Origin of the sequence: Henriciella mobilis (genome assembly GCF_003576285.1) — a bacterium.
GTDB classification, from domain to species: domain Bacteria; phylum Pseudomonadota; class Alphaproteobacteria; order Caulobacterales; family Hyphomonadaceae; genus Henriciella; species Henriciella mobilis.
The window spans coordinates 292988-314217 of the sequence record NZ_QWFX01000005.1; the positions used below are offsets into that span (position 1 = coordinate 292988).

22 protein-coding genes are annotated in these 21230 nt (G+C 63.0%); 14 read left to right on the top strand and 8 right to left on the bottom strand.

The features are described from left to right. Window positions 1-25 precede the first annotated feature (25 nt). Genes D1223_RS01435 through D1223_RS01450 form a run of 4 tightly spaced genes read left to right on the top strand, consistent with a single transcriptional unit; the run spans window position 26 to window position 4050 of the window. A complete protein-coding gene (locus D1223_RS01435; RefSeq protein ID WP_147372637.1) occupies window positions 26-718 on the top strand; it encodes a hypothetical protein in 693 nt (230 codons plus the stop codon). Continuing rightward, entirely contained in the window at window positions 715-1266 is a 552-nt protein-coding gene (ilvN, locus tag D1223_RS01440) for an acetolactate synthase small subunit (RefSeq protein WP_119374625.1), read from the top strand. The genes D1223_RS01435 and ilvN overlap by 4 nt, the downstream gene beginning before the upstream one ends. 47 nt (window positions 1267-1313) lie before the next feature. Then, window positions 1314-2333 (top strand): ketol-acid reductoisomerase, encoded by a 1020-nt coding sequence (gene ilvC, locus D1223_RS01445; protein ID WP_119374626.1) that lies wholly within the window; start codon window positions 1314-1316, stop codon window positions 2331-2333. A 16-nt stretch (window positions 2334-2349) separates the two neighbouring features. Further along, window positions 2350-4050, top strand: a complete 1701-nt coding sequence (locus D1223_RS01450; protein WP_119374627.1) for a phosphatidylglycerol lysyltransferase domain-containing protein — start codon at window positions 2350-2352, stop codon at window positions 4048-4050. 72 nt (window positions 4051-4122) lie between these two features. Here D1223_RS01450 and D1223_RS01455 read toward each other — a convergent pair whose 3' ends face one another. The 3 genes from D1223_RS01455 to D1223_RS01465 form a co-directional block, all read right to left on the bottom strand. Then, on the bottom strand, window positions 4123-4617 hold the full coding sequence (locus tag D1223_RS01455) for an Hsp20/alpha crystallin family protein (RefSeq protein ID WP_158588361.1): 495 nt from the start codon (window positions 4615-4617) through the stop codon (window positions 4123-4125). Between the two features lie 115 nt (window positions 4618-4732). Beyond that, window positions 4733-5398 carry a hypothetical protein gene (locus D1223_RS01460; RefSeq protein ID WP_119374629.1) on the bottom strand — a complete coding sequence of 222 codons (666 nt, stop codon included), beginning with the start codon at window positions 5396-5398 and terminating at the stop codon, window positions 4733-4735. A 138-nt stretch (window positions 5399-5536) separates the two neighbouring features. After that, complete coding sequence (locus tag D1223_RS01465) at window positions 5537-6199, bottom strand: hypothetical protein (RefSeq protein ID WP_119374630.1); 663 nt, start codon at window positions 6197-6199, stop codon at window positions 5537-5539. Window positions 6200-6379: 180 nt separating this feature from the next. On the opposite strand from D1223_RS01465, the gene D1223_RS01470 reads away from it, so the two are divergent. The 5 genes from D1223_RS01470 (at window position 6380) to eda (ending at window position 11904) form a co-directional block, all read left to right on the top strand. Continuing rightward, on the top strand, window positions 6380-6802 hold the full coding sequence (locus D1223_RS01470) for a DUF3617 domain-containing protein (RefSeq protein WP_158588362.1): 423 nt from the start codon (window positions 6380-6382) through the stop codon (window positions 6800-6802). A 179-nt stretch (window positions 6803-6981) separates the two neighbouring features. Continuing rightward, window positions 6982-8451 (top strand): glucose-6-phosphate dehydrogenase, encoded by a 1470-nt coding sequence (gene zwf, locus D1223_RS01475; RefSeq protein WP_119374632.1) that lies wholly within the window; start codon window positions 6982-6984, stop codon window positions 8449-8451. After that, the gene (gene edd, locus D1223_RS01480; protein WP_119374633.1) at window positions 8448-10280 is read left to right on the top strand and encodes a phosphogluconate dehydratase; all 1833 of its coding nucleotides are present in this window, start codon (window positions 8448-8450) and stop codon (window positions 10278-10280) included. The genes zwf and edd overlap by 4 nt, the downstream gene beginning before the upstream one ends. Before the next feature lie 5 nt (window positions 10281-10285). Beyond that, a complete protein-coding gene (locus D1223_RS01485) occupies window positions 10286-11266 on the top strand; it encodes a glucokinase (protein WP_119374634.1) in 981 nt (326 codons plus the stop codon). After that, window positions 11263-11904, top strand: a complete 642-nt coding sequence (eda, locus tag D1223_RS01490) for a bifunctional 4-hydroxy-2-oxoglutarate aldolase/2-dehydro-3-deoxy-phosphogluconate aldolase (protein ID WP_119374635.1) — start codon at window positions 11263-11265, stop codon at window positions 11902-11904. The genes D1223_RS01485 and eda overlap by 4 nt, the downstream gene beginning before the upstream one ends. Here the strand turns inward: eda and D1223_RS01495 are convergent, their stop codons facing one another. From D1223_RS01495 to D1223_RS01515, 5 genes are all read right to left on the bottom strand, one after another. Next, window positions 11905-12825 (bottom strand): DMT family transporter, encoded by a 921-nt coding sequence (locus D1223_RS01495; RefSeq protein ID WP_119374636.1) that lies wholly within the window; start codon window positions 12823-12825, stop codon window positions 11905-11907. A gap of 71 nt (window positions 12826-12896) precedes the next feature. Next, window positions 12897-13916 (bottom strand): LLM class flavin-dependent oxidoreductase, encoded by a 1020-nt coding sequence (locus tag D1223_RS01500; RefSeq protein WP_119374637.1) that lies wholly within the window; start codon window positions 13914-13916, stop codon window positions 12897-12899. Window positions 13917-13980: 64 nt separating this feature from the next. After that, window positions 13981-14769, bottom strand: coding sequence for a GGDEF domain-containing protein (locus D1223_RS01505; RefSeq protein ID WP_119374638.1), 789 nt, complete (start codon window positions 14767-14769; stop codon window positions 13981-13983). Window positions 14770-14845: 76 nt separating this feature from the next. Then, window positions 14846-15223, bottom strand: a complete 378-nt coding sequence (locus D1223_RS01510; protein ID WP_119374639.1) for a VOC family protein — start codon at window positions 15221-15223, stop codon at window positions 14846-14848. 5 nt (window positions 15224-15228) lie between these two features. Further along, window positions 15229-15825 carry a tetratricopeptide repeat protein gene (locus D1223_RS01515; protein ID WP_119374640.1) on the bottom strand — a complete coding sequence of 199 codons (597 nt, stop codon included), beginning with the start codon at window positions 15823-15825 and terminating at the stop codon, window positions 15229-15231. Window positions 15826-16010: 185 nt separating this feature from the next. Here D1223_RS01515 and D1223_RS01520 point away from each other — a divergent pair, with 185 nt between their 5' ends. The 5 genes from D1223_RS01520 (at window position 16011) to D1223_RS01540 (ending at window position 21160) form a co-directional block, all read left to right on the top strand. Further along, the gene (locus D1223_RS01520; protein WP_158588363.1) at window positions 16011-16838 is read left to right on the top strand and encodes a class I SAM-dependent methyltransferase; all 828 of its coding nucleotides are present in this window, start codon (window positions 16011-16013) and stop codon (window positions 16836-16838) included. Window positions 16839-16917: 79 nt separating this feature from the next. Beyond that, on the top strand, window positions 16918-17661 hold the full coding sequence (locus tag D1223_RS01525) for a TVP38/TMEM64 family protein (protein WP_119374642.1): 744 nt from the start codon (window positions 16918-16920) through the stop codon (window positions 17659-17661). Window positions 17662-17825: 164 nt separating this feature from the next. Beyond that, window positions 17826-19358, top strand: coding sequence for a 2-isopropylmalate synthase (locus D1223_RS01530; protein ID WP_119374643.1), 1533 nt, complete (start codon window positions 17826-17828; stop codon window positions 19356-19358). A gap of 131 nt (window positions 19359-19489) precedes the next feature. Next, entirely contained in the window at window positions 19490-19843 is a 354-nt protein-coding gene (locus tag D1223_RS01535) for a hypothetical protein (protein ID WP_158588364.1), read from the top strand. Window positions 19844-20119: 276 nt separating this feature from the next. Then, window positions 20120-21160 carry a rod shape-determining protein gene (locus tag D1223_RS01540; protein WP_119374645.1) on the top strand — a complete coding sequence of 347 codons (1041 nt, stop codon included), beginning with the start codon at window positions 20120-20122 and terminating at the stop codon, window positions 21158-21160. Window positions 21161-21230 lie beyond the last annotated feature (70 nt).

A 21230-nucleotide genomic window follows, 5' to 3' on the forward strand; every position in this document is an offset into this window, starting at 1 on the left:
CCCTCCAGCACTAGGAATTCAGGCCATGGAAGCAAGTAGCGTGATGGATACGATGCAGAACAACTGGTCACTCGTCGTGACCGTTGTTTCGGCGATATTTGCGATTATCGGGGCGATTGCCTCGCATCTCGAGACGCGGCGTCAGGAGAAGATCCGCGTTGAGACGCTGCGCATGCATGTCGACGGGGCGAGCCTCGACTGGGGCTCAGCCGCCATAGACGTGCTCGGTCGCATGGTGATGTTCGCCAAGACGCGGCGACAGCAGACCAATGAGCAGTCCTTCCAGACCAACAAGGTCAACCTGATGATGCAGCTTTCCTCGCTGATCGAGCGGGGCCGGATGTTCTTCCCGAACATCGATCCGGAAAAGAAGGGCGCCGAGAAGCATGGGGCCTATCGCGGCTCGCGGCCGCCCATCCTCGATGCGCTCGTCTTTGCGTATTACGAGCTGGAAGCGATGACCCGGGACGACGGCCCGACGGGCGAAAACTCCGCTGCCTTCATAGAGGAGTGCCGCCGCCTGCTGGTCTCCGAACTGCAGGCCCATACCGATCCGCGCCGGCGCGACATGATCCTCGGCCGCTATGACAAGCAGCGCCGCAGCCACCGCGAGGAAGCGCTCGGCCACGCCGCCTCCATCAAGAACCGCCTGAAGGCGCGCCGCCCGCACCTCGAAATCGAAGCCCAGCAAGAAGACCCCGAACAGGAAGCCGCATGAGCCAGGAGCCGATCCCCGCAAGCGCCTATGACATGGACCACGTCGAGTCGGCCGAAGAGCGCCGGACCCTGGCTGTTCTCGTCGACAATGAACCAGGCGTTCTAGGCAGGGTCGTCGGCCTTTTCTCCGCGCGCGGTTACAATATCGAGAGCCTGACCGTCGCCGAAGTGGATCGCGGCAAGCACCGCTCGCGCATCACCATCGTGACGACCGGCACGCCGCACATGCTCGAACAGATCGAGGCGCAGCTCCTGCGGCTTGTGCCGGTCGCCGCCGTCATCGACATCACCAAATCGAAGCGCGGTATCGAGCGGGAGCTCGCCCTGGTCAAGGTGGCCGGCAAGGGCGAGAAGCGCGTCGAGGCGCTGCGCATTGCGGAAATCTTCCGCGCGCGCGTCATCGATACGACGAATGAGAGCTTCATCTTCGAGATCACCGGCGCGTCGGACAAGATCGACCAGTTCACCGAACTGATGGAGCCGCTCGGCCTCGTCGAGGTGAGCCGGACGGGCGTCCTCTCCATCCGCCGCGGGAAGGATGCGGGCTAGCCGCTCAGAGACCAGAAAACATCAGACATTCCAAGGAGTAGCAGGAAGTGAAAGTCTATTACGAACAGGATGCGGACCTCAGCCTCATCCAGAAGAAGAAAGTCGCCGTCATCGGCTATGGCAGCCAGGGCCATGCGCATGTGCTGAACATGCGCGACAGCGGCGTGAAGGAGGTTGTTGTCGGCCTGCAGGAGGGCTCCGGCTCGCGCAAGAAGGCCGAGGCCGAGGGCCTCAAGGTCATGACGCCGGCCGAAGCGACCAAATGGGCTGATGTCGTGATGATCCTCATCCCGGACGAGAAGCAGGCCGTTCTCTGGGCCAATGAGATCGAACCGAATGTCCGCGACGGCCAGCACATCATGTTCGGCCACGGCTTCAATATCCACTACAACCTGATCCGCCCGTCCGCGAATGTCGACGTGTCGCTGTCGGCGCCGAAAGGCCCCGGTCACACGCTGCGCGCGCAATACCAGATGGGCTTCGGCCTGCCGGGCCTCGTCGCCATCCATCAGGACGCGACTGGCAGCGCCAAGGATGTCGCGCTCTCCTATTCCAAGGCGATCGGCAATACCCGCGCCGGCGTGATCGAAACCTCCTTCCGCGAAGAGACCGAGACCGATCTTTTCGGCGAGCAGGCCGTTCTCTGCGGCGGTATTGTCGAGCTGATCAAGGCGGGCTTCGAGACGCTGGTCGAGGCCGGCTATGCGCCGGAAATGGCCTATTTCGAATGCCTGCACGAGACCAAGCTCATCGTCGACCTCATCTATGAGGGCGGCATCGCGAACATGAACTACTCGATCTCGAACACGGCCGAGTTCGGCGAGTATGTCTCCGGCCCGCGCGTCATCACCGGCAAGACCAAAGCCGAGATGAAGAAGATCCTGACCGATATCCAGGACGGTACCTTCGCGCGCAACTGGGTTCTCGAGAATCAGGCCGGTGCCCCCGGATTCCACGCCAAGCGTGCCCGCATGAACGACCACCTCATCGAGGAAGTCGGCGAGAAACTGCGCGGCATGATGCATTGGGCCCAGAACGACCGCCTGGTGGACAAGTCGCGGAACTAGGCCCACTTTCAGGCCGATGGGCGCTGAAAGCGGGAACGGACCGGACAAGACAGACACAGGCAAGGGCGGGGCGTCTTCGCGCCCGTCCGCCTTCTTTAGCTTGCTGGACGAACTCCTTTTCGTTTTCGCGCCCAGGGTCTTTTTTCTGATTACCGCGCTCGCGGCCGTGCTTGTGATGGTTGCCCTGATCATGCCGGCCGCGGCGATGCGGATCCCTGGCGGGGTGCCGCTGCCGCTGCTCGAGGCGTCGCATTTCCTTGCGTCTTTTGCCTCAACGCTCCTGCTTCTCCTCTCCCTCGGTATCCGCCAGCGCCGGCATGCGGCCTGGCTGATTGCGGTCGTTGTCTATGGCCTGCTCGCGGCGACCAGCCTGCTGGCCGGCCAGCATTTCGTACTCGCCAGCCTGCTCGTTCTGGCGGGTCTGGGACTACTGGCCTCGCGCAAGGCCTTCTACAGGAAGGGGGCGCTGGGCGGGACAGGCTTTTCGCTGGGCAGCTTCCTGGTGCTGGGACTGATCCTCTCCGGGATCGCCTGGCTCGGCTTCTTCGCCTACCGCAATGTCGAATACCGCAATGATCTGTGGTGGACCTTCGCCACCGACGCCGATGCCTCGCGGTTCCTGCGCGCGCTGGTCATTATTGTGGCGACGGCCGTCCTGTTCCTGTTCTGGCGCTTCCTGCAGGCAACAAGCCCGCCGCCCTTGCCAGAGCGCACGGAAGAGCTGGATCGCAGGCTGGAAACCATCGCCGGCGATACGCAGACATCCCAACCCGAAGCCGCGCTTGCCTTCCTGCCCGACAAGCGCTTCCACTTTTCAGCCGATGGGCGCGCCTTCGCCATGTTCGGCCTCCGCGGGCGCAACTGGATCGTCATGGGCCCGCCCATCGGACCGCGCCAGGCCGCGCGGGACCTTGCCTTCGACCTGATGAGGCGCGCTGACAGCATGCATGCCAATCTGGTTTTCTATGCCGTGCCGACAGACTTCCTGCCGGTTGCGCTCGACCTTGGCCTGGCGGCGCGCAAGATTGGCGAGACCGCGATCATCCCTTTGGAGACGTTCACGCTGGCAGGGCCGGCGCGCGCAAAGCTTCGCCACGCCGTCAGCCGGATGCAGCGTGAGAATGGCCGCTTCGAGGTGCTCCCGCCGGGAAGCATCAGTCAGCATGGCGATGCGCTGAAAGCGGTCTCTGATGCCTGGCTCGCGCATCATTCAGGCCGTGAAAAGCGATTCACGATGGGCATGTTCGATCCGGCCTATCTGGACCGCCAGTCCATCGCGACAGTCTGGTATGAGGAGAGGCTTGCGGCTTTCGCGAATGTCTGGCGGTCGGGCGATGGCCGGGCCCTGTCCATCGACCTGATGCGCAGCCTGCCGGACGCGCCAGCCATGACCATGGATGCCCTGTTCACCGAACTCGCGCTATGGGGGCGCGAGCAGGGGGCGATGACACTTGATCTCGGCATGGCGCCATTGTCCGGCCTGTCATCGCAGCGCGAGGCGAATGCGCTCAGCCGGCTGGGCCATTTCATCTATTCCCACGGCGAGGACGTCTACGGGTTTGAAGGGCTGCGCCGGTACAAGGAGAAATTCAGCCCCGATTGGGCGCCGCTTTATCTTTGCGGGCCCGAGCGGCTCAACCTCGCCTTTGCGCTGGCCGATGTCGCCATCCTGACGAGTGGCGGCCTCAGGGGCATATTCTCGCGCCAGACGCGCTGAGTTCGGCGTGTTCATACGAAAGGGGCGGCGAGCGGTCTCGCTGCCCCTTTGCTTTCCTGGGGAGAGCCGAGTCTACTCGCCGTTGATGGCGATCTTGCGGGCTTTCGATTCCAGCTCTTTCGGCTTCTTGATCTTCACGGTCAGGACGCCCTTCCGGAAGCTGGTATCGACATCCTTGTCGCCCGGCGCGAAGGGCAGGCGCATGGACCGTTCGAAACGGCCGTAGCTGCGCTCGACGACCCGGCGGTGCTGGTCGTCACCTTCTTCCTTCTCTTCGCTGCGTTCGCCGCGCAGGGTCAGAAGGTCTCCGTCGATTTCGAGGTCGATGTCCTTGTCTTCCATGCCGGGCAGATCAGCCTTGATGACGATCTGCTTGCCGGTTTCGGTCACATCCACGCTCGGATTGAACGCGGCCACTTTCGAGAAGGCGGGGCGCCCCATGTCGAAGAACTCGTCCCACAACTGGTCGAAGTCCATTCGAAGGGTGCGGAAGGGATCGAGCATCCCTTTCCTGCTGGTGGCCGGCTGGCCGCCATTCCTGGACGTTGTCAATGAACGAGAACTCATGATTTCACTCCCTTTGCTCAGTGTTGTCCAAAGGGCGGCGTACATATCAGCCGCCACCGCCAAGCTAGGCAGTGGTGGCAAAATTTGAATACGGTGAACTACGGAGGGCCGGGGGCTAGAACCGGTAGGTCAGGCCCAGCTGGACGACCGGGTGGACATCGCCGGTATCGATCCCTTCCTCGAAGCGCTGGCGTTCGCGTTCGAGCTGCTCGAGGACGATGGCATCGCCTGAAAGTGGGCCGCCGGGCGACATCATGGTGACGTCCGGGGTGCCGGAGAAAATGGCGCCAGCCATGACCTTCATGCCGACTCTGCGATCCTGGCGGTGCGTGGAATCAAATCCGAAGCCGACAAAGGGAGCAAGTTTCTCGCCCTTCACGGCGAGTTGCAGGGTCCCGGTCGGGCTCGCCGCACTCTCGCGGGTCACAACTGGTGCATTGTGAGAGTAGGCGAGATCGCCGCGCGTCTTGTCGCCGGTGTAAAGCCCGCCGGAGATCACGAAGCTGTTCCTGAAGGGGCGGACATCGACAAAGGTGCCGAGATTCTTGAACTCGAGGTCGTGGCTTTCCGGGTCCGGTTCGGCGGCGGGGCGCTGCGGCTCGAGGCGGATGACCTGCGCGGTGGCGCGCAGTTCGACATAGTCGTTGATCTCGACCTGGGTTTCGAGCGCTTGCGGAACCAGGGCCAGCGGCGCGCTTCCCGAAGACTGCGCCGAAACCTGTCCGATGGCGGTGCACGCTAGGCCTGCGATCACTGCGAGTCTTCTGACAAGCGCGGTCATGACTGTTCCCCGACATAACAACATGTCCTTGGGGAAGCCTGTGGGCAATTCGTGAACAAGACGTTAGCGCCTGAGGGGGATTTCCCCTCAGGCGCGAATTTTTGTTCGCCTGGTGCCCTTTATGGGCGAGTGATCTGATCAGAACCGGTAGGTCAGGCCGACCTGCACCACCGGATAAAGCTCGAAATCATCGACTTCGTCCTGAAGGTTCTGGCGCTCTTCCTCCAGGGCGGCCTGGAAGTCCGGGTCGTCGGACAGCGTGCCGCCGGTCGATGTGAGCGTGATCTCCGGCGAGCCGGACATCATCGCGCCGGCCAGGATCTTGAAGCCCCAGCGGCCATCGCCCTGGAACGTCGTGTCGAAGCCAAGGCCGGCGAACGGCGCGACATCGTCAGCGTCCGCACCGAGATTGAGCGTGCCGGTCTCGGCACCTGTGAAGGTTCCGTTGCCAACCTCCACGGTGCCGGTCGGCATGGCGGTGCCTTCAAGCTGCTTGTCACCGAAATAGGCGCCGCCCGTAATCACGAAGCTGTTCGAGAAGGGACGCAGGTCGACAAAGGCGCCGGCATTGTTGAAATCGAGGTCGGCGTCGTAGTCGATATCGTCATAGGTCTCGTCGACGCCGAAGGAGAGATAGTTCACATTGCCGCGCAGGCCGAGCCAGCTCGTCACCTCGACCTGCACTTCTGCAGTGCCGCCGGTTGTCCCGCCGCCAAGCCCGATAGCCACATCGGCGCTGGAAGGGGCGGCTGCGAAAAGGGCAAGTGTTGCGGCTGTCCAGCCAAACTTCTGGATGATCATGATGACGGGCTCCTCATTCTGACAAGTGTCCCGGCCGCAATGTGGCGGCCTTTCGTGACTGGAAGGTTACCTTGATCAGCGACAGCTGCATTGCTGCCGCATTTGCGGGTGACAAGCAGGCTGAAGCCAATGGGGCCGGGGCTGCCAGCAGGCGCATCATCGCCAGAGGAGACCGACGATATGAAATTCCCAACCCTTGCGGCCCTTGCCGGCCTGTCTGCTGCCCTGGCCTTCGGTGCTGTGGCGGAGACCAATGTGGCGCCCGGCCTCTGGGCCTATGATGCGTCGGCTGCGCTCGGTCCGATCCCGATGCGGGACCAGGGTACGCATTGCGTTGATCCGGACATGTCGGAAGCCTCCTATGAGAGCCTCTTCAACGACATCAATCCCAATTGCCAGATTACGAACGGGCGCGAAGCTGCGGACGGGTACCACTTCACCCTGGCCTGCTCGGGCGGACCGGATGGGGAACTGAAAGGCCGGCTTATCGTCAATGCCGATGATGCCACACTCAACGCGACCGGCTGGACAGGCGCCCGCGGCAGCCGTGTGCCAGTCTTCCTGTCAGCCTCTGCAAGAAAGCTTGCGCCGTCCTGCGGTTAGACAAGCCCTGCCTGATGCGAGCGAGTGCAAAAATTTGCAAAAATAACGCAAGATTTTCCAATCTCTGAGGTGGACGATTCGGTCTCCGGTCTTTAAGGGATGGTTGCGCAACCATTTCGGAAAGTCGGGCGCCAGCGGCTTTGACAGCTTTCAGCCCGGCCCATACACAATCGGGGCTCATGGCGAAATTTATTCCCGTCGATACGTTCGACATCATCATCTTCGGCGGCACCGGTGACCTGTCCCGGCGCAAGCTGCTCCCGGCGCTCTACCACCGTTTCGTCGATGGTCAGATCCCGGAAGATTCCCGGCTCGTCGGTGTCTCGCGCTCGGAAATGAGCGACAAGGAATTCCGCGCCTTCGCAAAGGATGCCTGCCAGGAATCGACCGGCAAGGACTTCGACAGCGAGCAGTGGAAGGCGTTTGAAAAGCTGCTGAAGTACGTCGCGATGGATGCCACCGACCCGGACGCGGACTGGGATACGCTGAAGGCGGCGCTCGGCCAGGATGGGCGCCCGTCGATCTTCTATCTTGCCGTGACGCCGAAAATCTATGTCGCGATCTGCGAATCCATCGGCAAGGCCGGCCTGGCGGGCGGCGATGCCCGCGTCGTCCTGGAAAAGCCGATCGGGACCGACCTTGAATCGGCCAAGGCGATCAATGCCGGTGTCGGCGCGGTCTTCAGCGAGGACCGCATCTACCGGATCGACCATTATCTCGGCAAGGAGACCGTCCAGAACCTGCTCGTCCTGCGCTTCGGCAATACACTGTTCGAGCCGCTCTGGAACCGCACGGCAATCGACCACATCCAGATCACGGTGTCCGAAAGCGTCGGCGTCGGTGACCGGGCTGGCTATTACGATACGGCCGGCGCCATCCGCGACATGGTGCAGAACCACCTCCTGCAGCTCCTCTGCCTGATCGCGATGGAGCCGCCAAACTCGATCGAGGCCGACGAGATCCGCACCGAGAAGATCAAGGTGCTGAACGCGCTGCGCCCCATGGACGCCAAATGCGTTGGCCGCGATACGGTGCGCGCGCAGTACGGGCCCGGCACGATCGATGGCAAACAGGTGAAGGGCTATCTGGAAGAGCTCGAAAGCGGCGAAAGCCAGACCGAGACCTTCGTGGCCGTCAAGGCCTGGGTCGACAATTGGCGCTGGGCGCGCGTGCCGTTCTACCTGCGCACCGGCAAACGGATGCGCTCGCGCCATTCGGAGATCGTCGTCCAGTTCCGCGAAGCGCCGCACGCCATGTTCGGGGAGGAGCAGGCCCATTCCAACCGGCTGATCATCCGCCTGCAGCCAGACGAAGGCGTGCAGCTCTACGTCCAGATCAAGGAGCCCGGCCCCGGCGGTCTGCGCGTCCAGTCGCTGCCCCTGAACCTCTCCTTCGCTGAATCCTTCCAGGTCAGGTATCCTGACGCCTATGAGCGCCTGCTCATGGATGTGGTGCGCGGCAACCTCGCGCTCTTCATGCGCCGCGAGGAAGTCGAGGAGGCGTGGGAGTGGGTCGATGGCCTGCTGGACGCCTGGGCCGATGCGAAGGTGCCGATGTACACCTATTCGGCCGGTCTTGAAGATGGCCCGGTCGAAGCCCGCATGCTGCTCAGGGAAGATGACCGCGACTGGTGGAGCAACGGAAAATGACAACACTGCACCCGAAACTGAAAGAGGTCACCGAGCGGATCGAGGCGCGCTCGAAGGAGACCCGCGCTGCCTATCTGGAGCTGATCCGGGGCCGTAAACCGGACGGGTTTGCCCGCCAGAAGCTTGCCGATGGCAACCTTGCCCACGCTTCGGCTGGCTGCGCGGTGATGGACAAGACGCAGCTGCTTGGCGCGAGCTGGCCGAATATCGGGGTCATCACCGCCTATAATGACATGCTCTCGGCGCATGCGCCGTATGAGCACTATCCCGAGATTTTGCGTGACGAGGCCCGCAAGGTGAATGCGACCGCGCAGGTCGCGGGCGGCGTGCCGGCTATGTGCGATGGTGTGACCCAGGGCCAGCAGGGCATGGAGCTGTCGCTCTTCTCGCGTGACGTGATCGCGCTCGCCTCCGGTGTGTCGCTCAGCCACGACATGTTCGATGGCGCGCTGCATCTCGGCATCTGTGACAAGATCGTACCGGGCCTGATGATCGCCGCGCTGCGCTTTGGTTGGCTGCCGCATGTCTTCGTGCCCGGCGGACCGATGCCGTCCGGCCTGCCAAACCCGGAAAAGCAGCGCATCCGTCAGGAATATGCGCTCGGCAAGGTTGGCCGCGATGCGCTGCTCAAGGCCGAGTCCGAGAGCTATCACAGCCCCGGCACCTGCACCTTCTACGGGACGGCCAATTCCAATCAGATGCTGATGGAAGTGATGGGCCTGCACATTCCGGGGGCCGCCTTCGAGAATCCGGGCACGCCGCTGCGCGAAGCGTTGACCCGCGCCGCGGTTCGCCGTGTTGTCGAGCTGACTGTCAAGCGTGACTACACGCCGATGGGTGAGATGATCGACGCCCGCAGCTGGGTCAATGCCATGGTCGGCCTGATGGCGACCGGCGGGTCGACCAATCATGCCCTGCACATTCCTGCCATGGCAGCGGCCTCGGGCTACCAGATCACGCTTGAGGATTTCGAGGATGTCAGCGCGGTGACCCCGCTGCTTTGCCGCATCTATCCCAATGGTCCGGCCGATGTGAACCACTTCCAGGCCGCTGGCGGGATGAGCTTCGTGATGAAGGAGCTGCTCGAGGCCGGCCTGCTCAACGGGGAGGCGAAGGGCGTCATGGGCCCGCTTTCCGAACATGCGAAAGAGCCCTGGCTGAAGGATGGCGAACTGGCTTTCCGTAAAGCGCCTGAGAAGAGCGGCGATCTCGACATCGTCCGCCCGGCCTCGGACCCGTTCCAGCCCGAAGGCGGCCTGCGCATGCTGGACGGCCCGCTCGGACGCGGCGTTATCAAGGTCTCCTCGGTCAAGCCGGACCGGATGGTGATCGAAGCCCCGGCCCGCGTCTTCGACACGCAGGAGGCCCTGAAGGAAGCGTTCAAGAATGGCGAGCTGGACCGGGATGTTGTCGCCGTCGTCCGCTTCCAGGGACCGGCCGCCAATGGCATGCCGGAACTGCACGCCCTGTCGCCAGCGCTCGGCGCCCTGCAGGACAAGGGTTTCCGCGTCGCACTCGTCACCGACGGGCGGATGTCGGGCGCCAGCGGCAAGATCCCGGCGGCGATCCACGTCGGCCCGGAAGCGGCCCGTGGCGGGGCGCTGGCGCGGGTGCAGGATGGTGATGTCATCCGCCTCGATGCCGAAACCGGCCGTCTCGACATTCAGGTGCCTGAAGACGAATTCAACGCGCGTGAACCTGCTGTCTACCGGCCGAACATCCTCGGGCAGGGGCTGGGCCGGGAGATGTTCGCGGCCTTCCGGGATAATGCCGGTCGCCCGGAGTCGGGTGGCAGCCTGTTTGACTTTTTCATGCCAGCCGGGGGCTGAGGCTCATGTCTGAACCCGTACTGGTCGGCGATATCGGCGGCACCAATGTCCGCTTTGCGCTCGCGCGCCGCGGCTTTGCCGGACACTGCACTGTCTCGGATATCTCCGTCATGCCGGGTGATGATTTCGAGACTTTCGACGAGGCGCTGAATGTCTACATTCGGCAACTTGGATCGCGTACGCCGCCACAGGCGCTGATTGCGCTGGCTGGGCCGGTCGATGAAGGCAAGGTGCAGCTGACCAATCGCGACTGGATTGTCGATGCCAGGCGGCTTGAGGCCAATACCGGGCTGAAGCGCGTGCGGCTGGTCAATGACTATGCGGCCATGGCCCGTGCGATCCCGGAATTGCCCGAAAGTGACTTCCGGCTGCTCCAGAAAGGCGACTGCGACGAAGAGGACCGCGACCCGATCCTCGTCTGTGGCCCCGGAACGGGCGTCGGCATGGCCACGCTGATCCCGGTCGGCAACCAGGGCTGGAAAGTGCTGACCGGCGAAGGCGGGCATGCAGCGTTTGCCCCTTATGACGACCGTGAATGGGCGCTTGCGAAGAAGCTGCACGAAACGCATGGCTATGTCTCGCGCGAGCTCGTCCTGTCAGGATCGGGGCTCAATGCGGTTCACAAGGCCCTGTGCGAGATTGACGGCGTGGCCTGGGAAGAGCTTCCGCCGCAAGAGATCATGGACCGCGCGCTGAAGGGCGACCGCATCTGCCGCGACATCTGCGAAATCCGCGCACGCGGCACGCTGTATTTCGTTGGCGATGCGGCGCTGATGAACGGCACGCGCGGCGGGGTCGTGATCACCGGCGGCGTCGCCGAGCGCCTCGCCGACTGGATCGCCGCGCCCGAAGCGCTCGAGCGCTTCAACACGCGCGGGCCGATGAGCAAATACATGACACCCATACCCATCCGGCTCTTGCTCTCTGGCGAGGCCGCGTTAGTGGGGGCAGCAGCGCTGCATTTCGACGAAGGGGCTGCAGGATGAAAACGATGACCGCCTTTCGCGCCGCGATCGAGAAGGCTCCTATTGTGCCGGTTCTCACCGTGTACGAAGCCGACCATGCCGAACCGCTGGCCGAAGCCCTCGCCAAAGGCGGCCTGACCGCTGTCGAGGTCACGTTGCGCACGCCGGCCGCGCTGGACGTCATCCGGATCATGGGCGAGGCCCAGCCGGACTTGCTGGTCGGCGCCGGTACGATCATTTCCGAAGGCGATGTCGATGCGGCGCTTAAAGCCGGCTCGGACTTCCTCGTCACGCCGGGCACCTCGCCCCTCCTTCTGGATGCGCTTGGCAATCATGACGGTGTCATCCTGCCGGGTGTCTCCACCACCAGTGAGGCCATGGCCCGGTTCGATGAAGGCTATGGCGTGATGAAATTCTTCCCGGCCGAAGCGGCTGGCGGCGCGAATTTCCTGAAGTCGCTGTCTGGCCCGCTGCCACATATGGATTTCATGCCGACCGGCGGTATCACGCCCCAGAACGCTGGCGACTATCTCTCGCTTCCCAATGTCATCGCGGTCGGCGGTTCATGGCTTGCGACCAAGGACGAGATGGCGAAAGGCGACTGGGCGGCGATCGTTGAAAAGGCGAAAGACGCCGTCAGGATTGGCCGCGGGGCCTGATCATTCCGGAAGGTCGCTGGCGGGCAGTCCGGTTTCCCGCCGCGTGCGGAACCGCCCCTGAAACGCGACAATCAGGCAGCTGGCAATGATGATCGCCGCGCCTACCCAGAGCGTCCAGCCCGGCCATTCGTCGAAAAAGGCGAGGCCGAAAATCGCACTCCAGATGAGGGCCGTGTATTCCAGAGGGGCGAGCTGCTGGGCCGGCGCGCGGGCATAGGCCAGCGTCATCAGGAACCAGACCGAGTAGCCGAGCACGCCAAGCACCAGGAAAAGCGGGATCGAAGCGAGCGCCGGGAATCCGAACAGACCGACCGTCACCGGAAGCATTGCAATGGCGGGCACGACATTGGTGAACATGGCGATCGTGGTCGCGTCTTCCTTCGTGGCGCGCATGCGCAGCAGGACGAGGACGAAAGCATAGCCGACGGTGGATGAGAACAGCGCGACAAGGCCAAGCGTACGATTGGTCTCGCCCGGCGTTACGCCCAGTCCGCCCGGCTCCCAGACGGCGAGCGCCACCCCGCCAAAGCCGAGCAGTGTGGCACCGACAGTGATCAGGCTGATCTTCTCCCCGATCATGACCCGCGCGACAGGCGCGACCAGCAGGGCAGCGGTAAAGCCGAGCGCGGTTGCTTCCGCCAGTCTCAGCTGGGTCAGCGCGTAGAAGAAGGTGAAGGCGCAGAACAGCTGCAGGAGGCCCCGCATCGTGTGAAACCGGATGGCCTCGCCCGATGGCGCCGGGCGGCGCTTGGCGCGGAACACGGCGAAGGCGAGAATGCCGCCGAACAGGAAGCGCCAGGCCAGCAGATGGTGCAGGCCTGCGCCCGGCGCGACGCCCTTCACCAGCGCGTCGATGCCACTGCCCATGGCAATGGCGATGACGGCGATCAGGAGCGGCGCGGAGAGAAGGCGGGCGAACATCCGGCGGACATAGCGCCGAGTCCGGACGGGCGGAAGAGCCGATCAGCGGCACGGCCCGCCTATCGCGAACCTCAGGAGGTGATGCTGGCAGCCTTGGCCGGCGTCAGGCCTTCGCGGACCTCAGCGGCAATCTCATAGGATCGCATACGCTTGTCCTCATCAAAGATGTGGGAGGCAAGGATCAGCTCGTCAGCACCCGTCTCGTCGATGAAGGCCTGGACCTTCCGCTTCACCGTCTCGGGCGACCCGATGGCCGAGCAGCTCAGAACCTGATTGAGCATCACGCGCTCATGCGGCTGGATCTCTGCATCGAAAGACGGATCGGGCGGGGCCAGCCGGGTTGGCGTGCCGCGCCGCAGGTTTACGAAAGTCCGCCGCAGGGATGAGGCGATATGGTCGGCCTCGGCGTCCGTTTCAGCGGCGATCATGTTGTAGCCGAGCATGACATAGGGCTGCTTGAGCTGCTCTGATGGCTGGAAGGTCTGCCGGTAGATCGAGATGGCCTGCTTCATCATGCCGGGCGCAAAGTGCGAGGCAAAAGCATAGGGCAGGCCAAGATGCGCAGCGAGCTGGGCGCCAAAGGTCGACGAGCCGAGAATCCAGAGCGGGATTTTCGTACCGGCGCCGGGAACAGCCTTTACGCGCTGGCCGGGCTGGACATCGTCGAGCCAGGCCTGCAGCTCGACAACCTCCTTGGGGAACCGGTCCTCGCCGCCGACCAGTGTGCGGCGCAGGGCGTGCGCAACGGCCTGGTCCCCGCCCGGCGCGCGTCCGAGCCCGAGATCGATGCGCCCCGGATAGATGGCTTCAAGGGTCCCGAACTGTTCGGCCACCATGATCGGCGCGTGGTTGGGCAGCATGATCCCGCCAGCGCCGAGGCGGATGCGCTCGGTGTCCTGTCCGGCATGCGCGATCATCACGGCCGTCGCCGCACTGGCGATGCCGGGCATGTTGTGGTGTTCAGCGAGCCAGTAGCGATTGTAGCCGGTCCGGTCTGCATGCGTGGCAAGCCGGCGGGCGCGGGCGAGCGCGTCCTGGGCATCACTGCCTTCGACAATGGGGGCGAGGTCGAGAATGGAGAAGGGTATCATGCGCGTCTATCTATGCACGCGCGGGCCGGTTCTCAATCATGAAACTGGCCGGGTGGGCGAAACTTCAGGCTGCGCTCTTTGTGGTGGTCTTCGGCTTCCGGGCGCTGGCAACCTTGTTACGGCCCGTATTTTTCGCCTGGTACAGCATGGCATCAGCCTCTTCCAGGCACGCTTCAAGGCTGCGATTGGCCTGCAGCGGTGCGACGCCGAAGCTTGCCGTGACAATGGCCGAACGGTCCTTATAGGACATCTTCGTCTTTTCGATGCGGCGGCGCAGCCTGTCGCAGACAGATTCGGCCTGCTCGAGGGTCAGGTTGCTCAACAGGATCACGAACTCCTCGCCGCCCCATCGGCCAAGCCTGTCGAAGGGCCCGCGCAGTTCGGTATGGCTGATGCTGGCGATCTCGGTCAGAACCTTGTCGCCGAACGCATGGCCGTACATGTCGTTGAACTGCTTGAAGTGGTCGAGGTCGAACAGCGCGATGGCTGCAGTGTGTTTGGTGCGCTCCATGCGGGCCAGCTCTTCATGCGCCAGCTTTTCAAAGGAGCGGCGATTGAGAAGCCCGGTCAGCGGATCTGTAGACGCCATGGCCCGAAGCGTCATCTGGTAGCGGTCGGACCGGAACTGGTTTTGCGCTGCCAGCGCGCCCATCGGTCCGGCGACGCAGGTCGCGATCAGGACGGTCGTGGAGATGAACTCGTGATTGTCCGAAGGGACGTGCCCGTATTCAGCGATGAGAACAGCGAAAATCGTCGCCAGCGACAGCGCTGCCGTCAGCACAAACACGAAAAAGGTGATGGCGCGAACCATCGCGCCGGACCCCGCTTCGAGAAGTTTGTATTCCCGTTCCATACGCCCTTTCTAGCAGTCGAATGCGAAAATCTGCGTAAGGCAGTTTCGAAAATTTCATCTAATTTGAACAGCGCCTTCAGGCTTTGGCGCCGATGGGCGTCATGAAACTCAGTTCGTGGCCGTCCGGGTCCTTGAGGTGGAAGTAGCGCTCCATCCATGGCGCATCGCGCGGGGTGAAATCGGTCTCGATGCCCGCTTCCGTAATCGCGGCATGGAAGGCGTCGACATCAGCTACTTCGAAAATGGCGCGGCCCCAGAATCCGGGCGGTGCATGGCCGGTTTCGGTGGTCAGGTTCAGCGCGGTCGGGCCGGCCCAGAGCGTCGAGAAACTGGCTTCCGGCCCGCCATAATCGAGCCTGAAGCCAAGCGTCTGGTAGAACGCGACAGCCCGGGCCATGTCGCGCGTCGACAGGGTCAAGGCGCTGATGCCGCGATGGACTTCAGACGAGGTCATCGGGGCTAAAGCCCCCGGCGTTCCGGGAAACCGTAACCGCGGGCGCGTTCGCAGGCCCAGGTGTCGCCATCGGCACAGGCCTGCTGGATCAGCTGCTTGCCTTCATCGCGGCGCATGTCGCCACCCTGTCCGCGATACAGCATAGACCCATAGCCTGCGCAGCCGCGTGCGTGATCGAGGTCGCAGGCCTGCTTGTACAGCTTGCGGGTATAAGGCAGGTCTTCATTGCCATCGAGGCCCTTGAAGCTCGTATAGGCCTGCTGCATGCAGCTGTCGGCATCGCGGCCCTCGAAACAGGCCCGGTCGTAAAGGGCCTGGGCAGCGTCATAATCCTGTTGGGCGCCAAGGCCCTTGCGATCCAGGTCGGCCAGCTTGCGGCAGTTGCGCGCCCAGACGGCGGTCTGGCGGCTCTCGTCTTCGCACGCGGCCTTGTAGCGTTCGCGGGCATCGTCATACCAGCCTCGCTTGACCGCCCTGTCGGCATAGAGCTCGTCGGCATCCGGGCTGGCAACCTGTTCACGCCCGAACTGGGCAGACGCGGCTGGGGCAAGCGAGATCGCAGCAATGACCGTCAACAGGAGGATGAGAAGTCGTGGGGTCATGTTTTGTCTCCGCATAATGCAACACAATAACACATAAAAATGAGGCTGCATTCTGACGAGACGCATGGAAAGGCTGCAGGTTCAGCGACGCAAAACTTTTTCCGCCATGGCTGACACGTTGCGGAAAATGCGCAACAAGAGGCCGCAGAATGCGTCAGGACGCATCGAGAATGCAGGAGGATTCCATGAAGACGTTCGATTGGCTTGCGGCTGGAACAGCTGCGTTGCTGCTGACGGCCTGTGCCAACCAGAAGACAGAAGGCCTGCCGCCTGCTGTCGCGCCGCCGCCGCCGATGGCCGCCGTGAGCGGGGCCGATACGGCCGCGATCGACGCCGCCATTGCCAGTCCCGACCGGCCGGAGACCGATGTCGAGCGCGACGAGATGCGCAAGCCGGCCGAAGTGATCGAATTCATGGCACTGCAGCCCGGCGAGACCGTCCTCGAAATGGAAGCGGGTGGCGGCTATTTCACGGAAATCCTGTCCGGCTACCTCGGCGCCGACGGCAAGCTCTACATGCAGAATCCGGCCGCCTTCGACACCTTCCTCGGCGATTCCGCGACCATGCGCGCCGACCGGCTTTCGAATGTCGAATATATGAAGTCGGATTTCGACGAGCTGCCGCTCGACGATGGCGCCGTGGATGTCGTGACCTGGTTCCAGGGGCCGCATGAGCTCTGGTACACGCCGGAAAGCGGCGAGGCGCTGGTCGGCAATATCGATGCGACCTTCCCGGAAATCCTGCGCGTGCTGAAGCCGGGCGGAAGTTTTGTCGTTCTCGATCACCGTGCCTCGGCCGGGACTCCAGCGACCTCCGGCGGCGACACGCACCGGATCGACCCGCAGGTCGTCAAGGACATGGCCGAGGAGGCTGGTTTCGTGTTTGTGGCCGAAAGCGATCTCTTCGTGAACCCGGCCGATGACCTCGACGCCAACGTCTTCGACCCCAAGGTGCGCGGCATGACCGACCAGTTCCTGCTGAAGTTCGAGAAGCCGGAAGCGGCGCCGGAATAACACACGCCCGGCCCTACCGGCAGCGCCAAGTGACCGTCTCCGCTTGACGGCCCATGCGCGCTGGAGGAGACGAACGGCGATGAATACACCGGTCGAACAGATCCCTGCCACGCGGTCACGCAAGGCGCTCTGGCTCGGTCTCGCCTTTGGCGGGGCCGTCATCGCCCTGTTCATCCTCGGCAAGACCGGAGTGATCGGCTCGCTGGAAGCCTTCATCGCCGAGATGCAGCAGCTGGCCGATACGCCCTGGGCGCTGCCGGCTGTGATTGCACTATTTATCGGCGCGGCTTTCATTGGCATGCCGCAATTCGGACTGATCGGCGCCGCCGTGGTCGCGTTCGGCCCCGTCAATGGCGCTCTTTATTCATGGATTGCGACGCTGGCATCCGGCACGGTCACCTTCTGGCTGGGCCGGTTCAGCGGACAGGCGGCTGTGGCGCGGTTCTCTGGCGACCGGGCGAAGCGGTTTACCCAGTTCGTCAGCCGGAATGCCTTTGCTGCCAGCGCCATTGTGCGCAACGTGCCGACCGGTCCGTTCCTGATCGTGAACATGGCGTTCGGTGCCGTGCGGGCCAATTTCCTCGGTTACCTCGCGGGCATGGCGGTGGGGATCATTCCGAAGATCCTGCTCGTGACTTTTGCCGGCCAGAGCTTGATGGCGGCCATGCGCGGTTCTCCGCTGATCGCAGCGGCCCTCGCCCTGGCGGCGGTGGCGGTTTTTGGCGGGCTTTGGCTGTATGCGCGCCGGCGGCGCCAGAATGGGAATTTTATTGCTGCAACGCAGTCTGAACCGGTTGACAGCGGCGCGGAGAAGACTGATTAGTCCCCTTATGCGCAAGAACTTGCCCCTCATCAGGCTAACAAGCCTTCTGCTTACCGGCCCCTGGCCGGTTGCCGCCGGAGATTGATGTCCGGCGCCTGGCCAGGGGAACCCATCAAGCCACGTACTCACGTACCCGTTCAAAGCGTTTCCAACAGGCCAGACCGATGAGTGATAAAGACCGGATCCTGATTTTCGATACAACCATGCGCGACGGCGAGCAGTCGCCCGGCGCGTCCATGACCCACAAGGAAAAGCTCGACCTCGCCGAAATTCTCGAGGCGATGGGCGTCGACATTATAGAGGCCGGCTTTCCGAACTCCTCACAGGGTGATTTCGAGGCTGTCAGCGAGATTGCGCGGCGCTCGAAGTCCGCAACGATCTGCGGTCTCTCCCGTGCGACGGAAAAGGATATCCAGCGGTGCGGCGATGCCGTGCGCCATGCCGCGCGTCCGCGTATCCATACCTTCATTTCGACCAGCCCGGTCCACATGAAGCACAAGCTCCAGATGGGCCCGAATGCCGTCCTCGAAGCAGTCGGCCATTCGGTCTCCTTTGCCCGCAACCTTGTCGATGATGTCGAATGGTCGCCCGAGGATGCCACGCGCACCGAATTCGACTTTCTGTGCAAGTGCATCGACGCTGCCATCACATCAGGCGCGACGACGATCAACGTGCCTGACACGGTCGGCTACATGCACCCGGAAGAATATGGCGCCCTGATCCGCAGCCTGCGTGAAACGATCCCGAATTCCGACAAGGTCATCTGGTCGACCCACTGCCACAATGACCTTGGCCTGGCTGTCGCCAACTCGATTGCCGGGGCGCAGAATGGCGCGCGCCAGATCGAGTGCACGATAAACGGCCTTGGCGAACGGGCCGGCAATGCTGCGCTCGAGGAAGTCGTCATGGCGTTCAAGGTGCGCGGCGACTCGTTGCCCTTCGAGACCGGCATCGACACGACGCGCCTGGCCCGGGCCAGCCAGATGGTCAGCCGCATCACCGGTTTCCCGGTCCAGTACAACAAGGCCATCGTCGGCAAGAACGCCTTCGCCCATGAAAGCGGCATCCACCAGGATGGCATGCTGAAGAACACCGAGACCTACGAGATCATGAAGCCGGAAGATGTCGGCGTCTCGAAGTCCTCGCTGGTCATGGGCAAGCTGTCGGGCCGCAATGCCTTCCGCGACAAGCTGAAGATGCTGGGCTATGAGCTCGACCCGGATTCGCTGAACGAGGCTTTCCGCCGGTTCAAGGACCTTGCCGACAAGAAGAAGCACGTCTTCGACGACGATATCCTGGCCCTGGTTGATGACCAGCTCTCGGCCATGGGTGAGCGAGTTGCTTTCCGCAGCCTGCGTGTGATCGCTGGCTCCGAAGGCCCGCAGACCGCCGATCTCAAGGTGCTGGTCGATGGCGAGGAAAAAACCGCCAGCTGCCAGGGCAATGGCCCGGTGGACGCGGTCTTCAACGCCATCCGCGCGATTGTGGATCACAAGGCCAAGCTCGACCTGTTCCAGGTTCACGCCGTGACCGGCGGTACCGATGCGCAGGCGGAAGTCAGCGTCCGGCTGAATGGCGAGGGCGTGATGGCTGTCGGGCGGGCCTCCGATCCCGATACGCTGGTCGCCAGCGCCAAGGCCTATATCCATGCGCTGAACAAGCTTGAAGCGCGCCGGCTGAAGCGGCTCGCCGCCTGACAGCGCGGGCCGTCCGGTTCGCAATGCGGGGCTGATGGCTCATATCAGAGTGACGAACAGTGAATATGGCGCGGGGTGATGCATGTCCCCCGTGCCTCAGGCCTTTTGCTGGCTTGAAGAAAGGATTTGAAATGACCCCACTTCGTATCACCGCCTTCGCAACGCTGCTTGCAATGTCGGCTGCGTGTGCAAGCGCGCCGGAGCCGGTCGTGCCGGCCGATCCTGTCGAGCGCGCCGAACTCAAGGTGAATGAGTTGGAGGCGCGCCTGATGAAGGCGGAGAAAGACCTCGTTGCCGCACGCAAGGACGTCGATGAAGCGCGCGAGCGCGTGAAGAAGGCAGAGAACCGCCTGGCTGAGGCCAAGGGCGACGTCACCAAGGCGGAGACGAAAGTCCAGCAGGCGAAGAAGGCACTCGACAAGGCGCGGGTCGATCTGGGTGACGAACTGCGCAAAACCGGCGTGACAGGATCCGCCGACAATTAGGGCCCGCGGCCGGGCAATCTCTTTACGAAGCGTGAAAACACCCGAATCAGGGAAAACGTTTCGTTTGCGAAATGAAAATGGCTTGCAGGACGGTCGGCCCCGGATCGCCCGTCATTGCTATGGTTTTGAGAAAAGGAACGAAGCGTTCCTTCTGTCAACAGTCTTTCTCTTGCGTTAAGAGTGTGGAAACGGCATTGGTGTATAGGGGCTGATCATGATCGGACACATGCGTGTGGCGAGATGGCTCGCCGCACCAGACAAAAAAGCGGCATAAACATGATCGGTAGCCTTCTCGGCATGCTTTCCACGGACATGGCCATTGACCTCGGGACAGCGAACACGCTCGTCTACGTCAAGGGCCAGGGCATCAAGCTCGATGAACCCTCCGTGGTTGCCTACATGAACCAGGGCGGCCGCAAGGTCGTCTATGCGGTCGGCAACCAGGCCAAGCAGATGCTCGGCAAGACGCCGCTGAACATGGAAGCCATCCGGCCCATGCGCGATGGTGTGATCGCGGACTTCGAAGTCGCCGAGGAGATGATCAAGCACTTCATCCGGAAAGTGCACAATCGCCGCGCCTTCGTTTCTCCGCTGATCATCATCTGCGTGCCGAGTTCGGCCACCAACGTCGAGCGCCGCGCGATCCACCAGTCCGCGCTGGCCGCCGGTGCCCGCGAGGTACAGCTGATCGAAGAGCCGATGGCGGCCGCCATCGGGGCCGGCCTGCCGATCGAGGAGCCGGCCGGTTCGATGGTCGTCGATATCGGTGGCGGCACGACCGAGGTCGCCGTGCTGTCGCTGGGCGGTATCGTCTATTCGCGTTCGGTCCGTGTGGGCGGCGACAAGATGGACCACGCCATCATGAACTATCTGCGCAAGGCCAAGCAGATCATGATCGGCGAGATGTCGGCCGAACGCATCAAGAAGGAAATCGGCTCGGCCAAGGCGCCAGACAGTGGCGACGGGCTGACCGTGACGGTTCGCGGACGGGGTTCGACGGACGGCGTGCCGAACGAGGTTGAAGTCACCGAAGCGATGATGGCCGAAGCGCTGGCCGATCCGGTTGGCGAGATCGTCGAGGCCATCAAGCTGGCGCTGGAAGCCATGGCGCCGGAACTGGCGGCCGACATTGTCGACCGTGGCATCGTGCTCACAGGTGGTGGTGCCCTGTTGCGCAACCTGGACGTGGTGATCCGCGAGCAGGCCCAGCTGCCTGTCATGATCGCAGACGATCCGCTGAAATGCGTCGCAAACGGGTGTGGTTATGTGCTCGAGAACCTCGTGCGCATGAAGAACGTGCTGTCACCGGAAGTGTGACACCGCAGCCTGACTGAAATGGCAGTTGCGGAAACAGGCGGTTCACCTCAATCTTAGGAGAGTGGTCGGA

Bases quoted from the DNA above. Each gene is read 5' to 3' on its own strand.
- D1223_RS01435 (WP_147372637.1), top strand. From the start codon at position 26: ATGGAAGCAAGTAGCGTGATGGATACGATGCAGAACAACTGGTCACTC.
- ilvN (WP_119374625.1), top strand. From the start codon at position 715: ATGAGCCAGGAGCCGATCCCCGCAAGCGCCTATGACATGGACCACGTC.
- D1223_RS01450 (WP_119374627.1), top strand. From the start codon at position 2,350: ATGGGCGCTGAAAGCGGGAACGGACCGGACAAGACAGACACAGGCAAG.
- D1223_RS01455 (WP_158588361.1), bottom strand. From the start codon at position 4,617: ATGAGTTCTCGTTCATTGACAACGTCCAGGAATGGCGGCCAGCCGGCC.
- D1223_RS01460 (WP_119374629.1), bottom strand. From the start codon at position 5,398: ATGACCGCGCTTGTCAGAAGACTCGCAGTGATCGCAGGCCTAGCGTGC.
- D1223_RS01465 (WP_119374630.1), bottom strand. From the start codon at position 6,199: ATGATCATCCAGAAGTTTGGCTGGACAGCCGCAACACTTGCCCTTTTC.
- D1223_RS01470 (WP_158588362.1), top strand. From the start codon at position 6,380: ATGAAATTCCCAACCCTTGCGGCCCTTGCCGGCCTGTCTGCTGCCCTG.
- zwf (WP_119374632.1), top strand. From the start codon at position 6,982: ATGGCGAAATTTATTCCCGTCGATACGTTCGACATCATCATCTTCGGC.
- edd (WP_119374633.1), top strand. From the start codon at position 8,448: ATGACAACACTGCACCCGAAACTGAAAGAGGTCACCGAGCGGATCGAG.
- D1223_RS01485 (WP_119374634.1), top strand. From the start codon at position 10,286: ATGTCTGAACCCGTACTGGTCGGCGATATCGGCGGCACCAATGTCCGC.
- eda (WP_119374635.1), top strand. From the start codon at position 11,263: ATGAAAACGATGACCGCCTTTCGCGCCGCGATCGAGAAGGCTCCTATT.
- D1223_RS01495 (WP_119374636.1), bottom strand. From the start codon at position 12,825: ATGTTCGCCCGCCTTCTCTCCGCGCCGCTCCTGATCGCCGTCATCGCC.
- D1223_RS01500 (WP_119374637.1), bottom strand. From the start codon at position 13,916: ATGATACCCTTCTCCATTCTCGACCTCGCCCCCATTGTCGAAGGCAGT.
- D1223_RS01505 (WP_119374638.1), bottom strand. From the start codon at position 14,769: ATGGAACGGGAATACAAACTTCTCGAAGCGGGGTCCGGCGCGATGGTT.
- D1223_RS01510 (WP_119374639.1), bottom strand. From the start codon at position 15,223: ATGACCTCGTCTGAAGTCCATCGCGGCATCAGCGCCTTGACCCTGTCG.
- D1223_RS01515 (WP_119374640.1), bottom strand. From the start codon at position 15,825: ATGACCCCACGACTTCTCATCCTCCTGTTGACGGTCATTGCTGCGATC.
- D1223_RS01520 (WP_158588363.1), top strand. From the start codon at position 16,011: ATGAAGACGTTCGATTGGCTTGCGGCTGGAACAGCTGCGTTGCTGCTG.
- D1223_RS01525 (WP_119374642.1), top strand. From the start codon at position 16,918: ATGAATACACCGGTCGAACAGATCCCTGCCACGCGGTCACGCAAGGCG.
- D1223_RS01530 (WP_119374643.1), top strand. From the start codon at position 17,826: ATGAGTGATAAAGACCGGATCCTGATTTTCGATACAACCATGCGCGAC.
- D1223_RS01535 (WP_158588364.1), top strand. From the start codon at position 19,490: ATGACCCCACTTCGTATCACCGCCTTCGCAACGCTGCTTGCAATGTCG.
- D1223_RS01540 (WP_119374645.1), top strand. From the start codon at position 20,120: ATGATCGGTAGCCTTCTCGGCATGCTTTCCACGGACATGGCCATTGAC.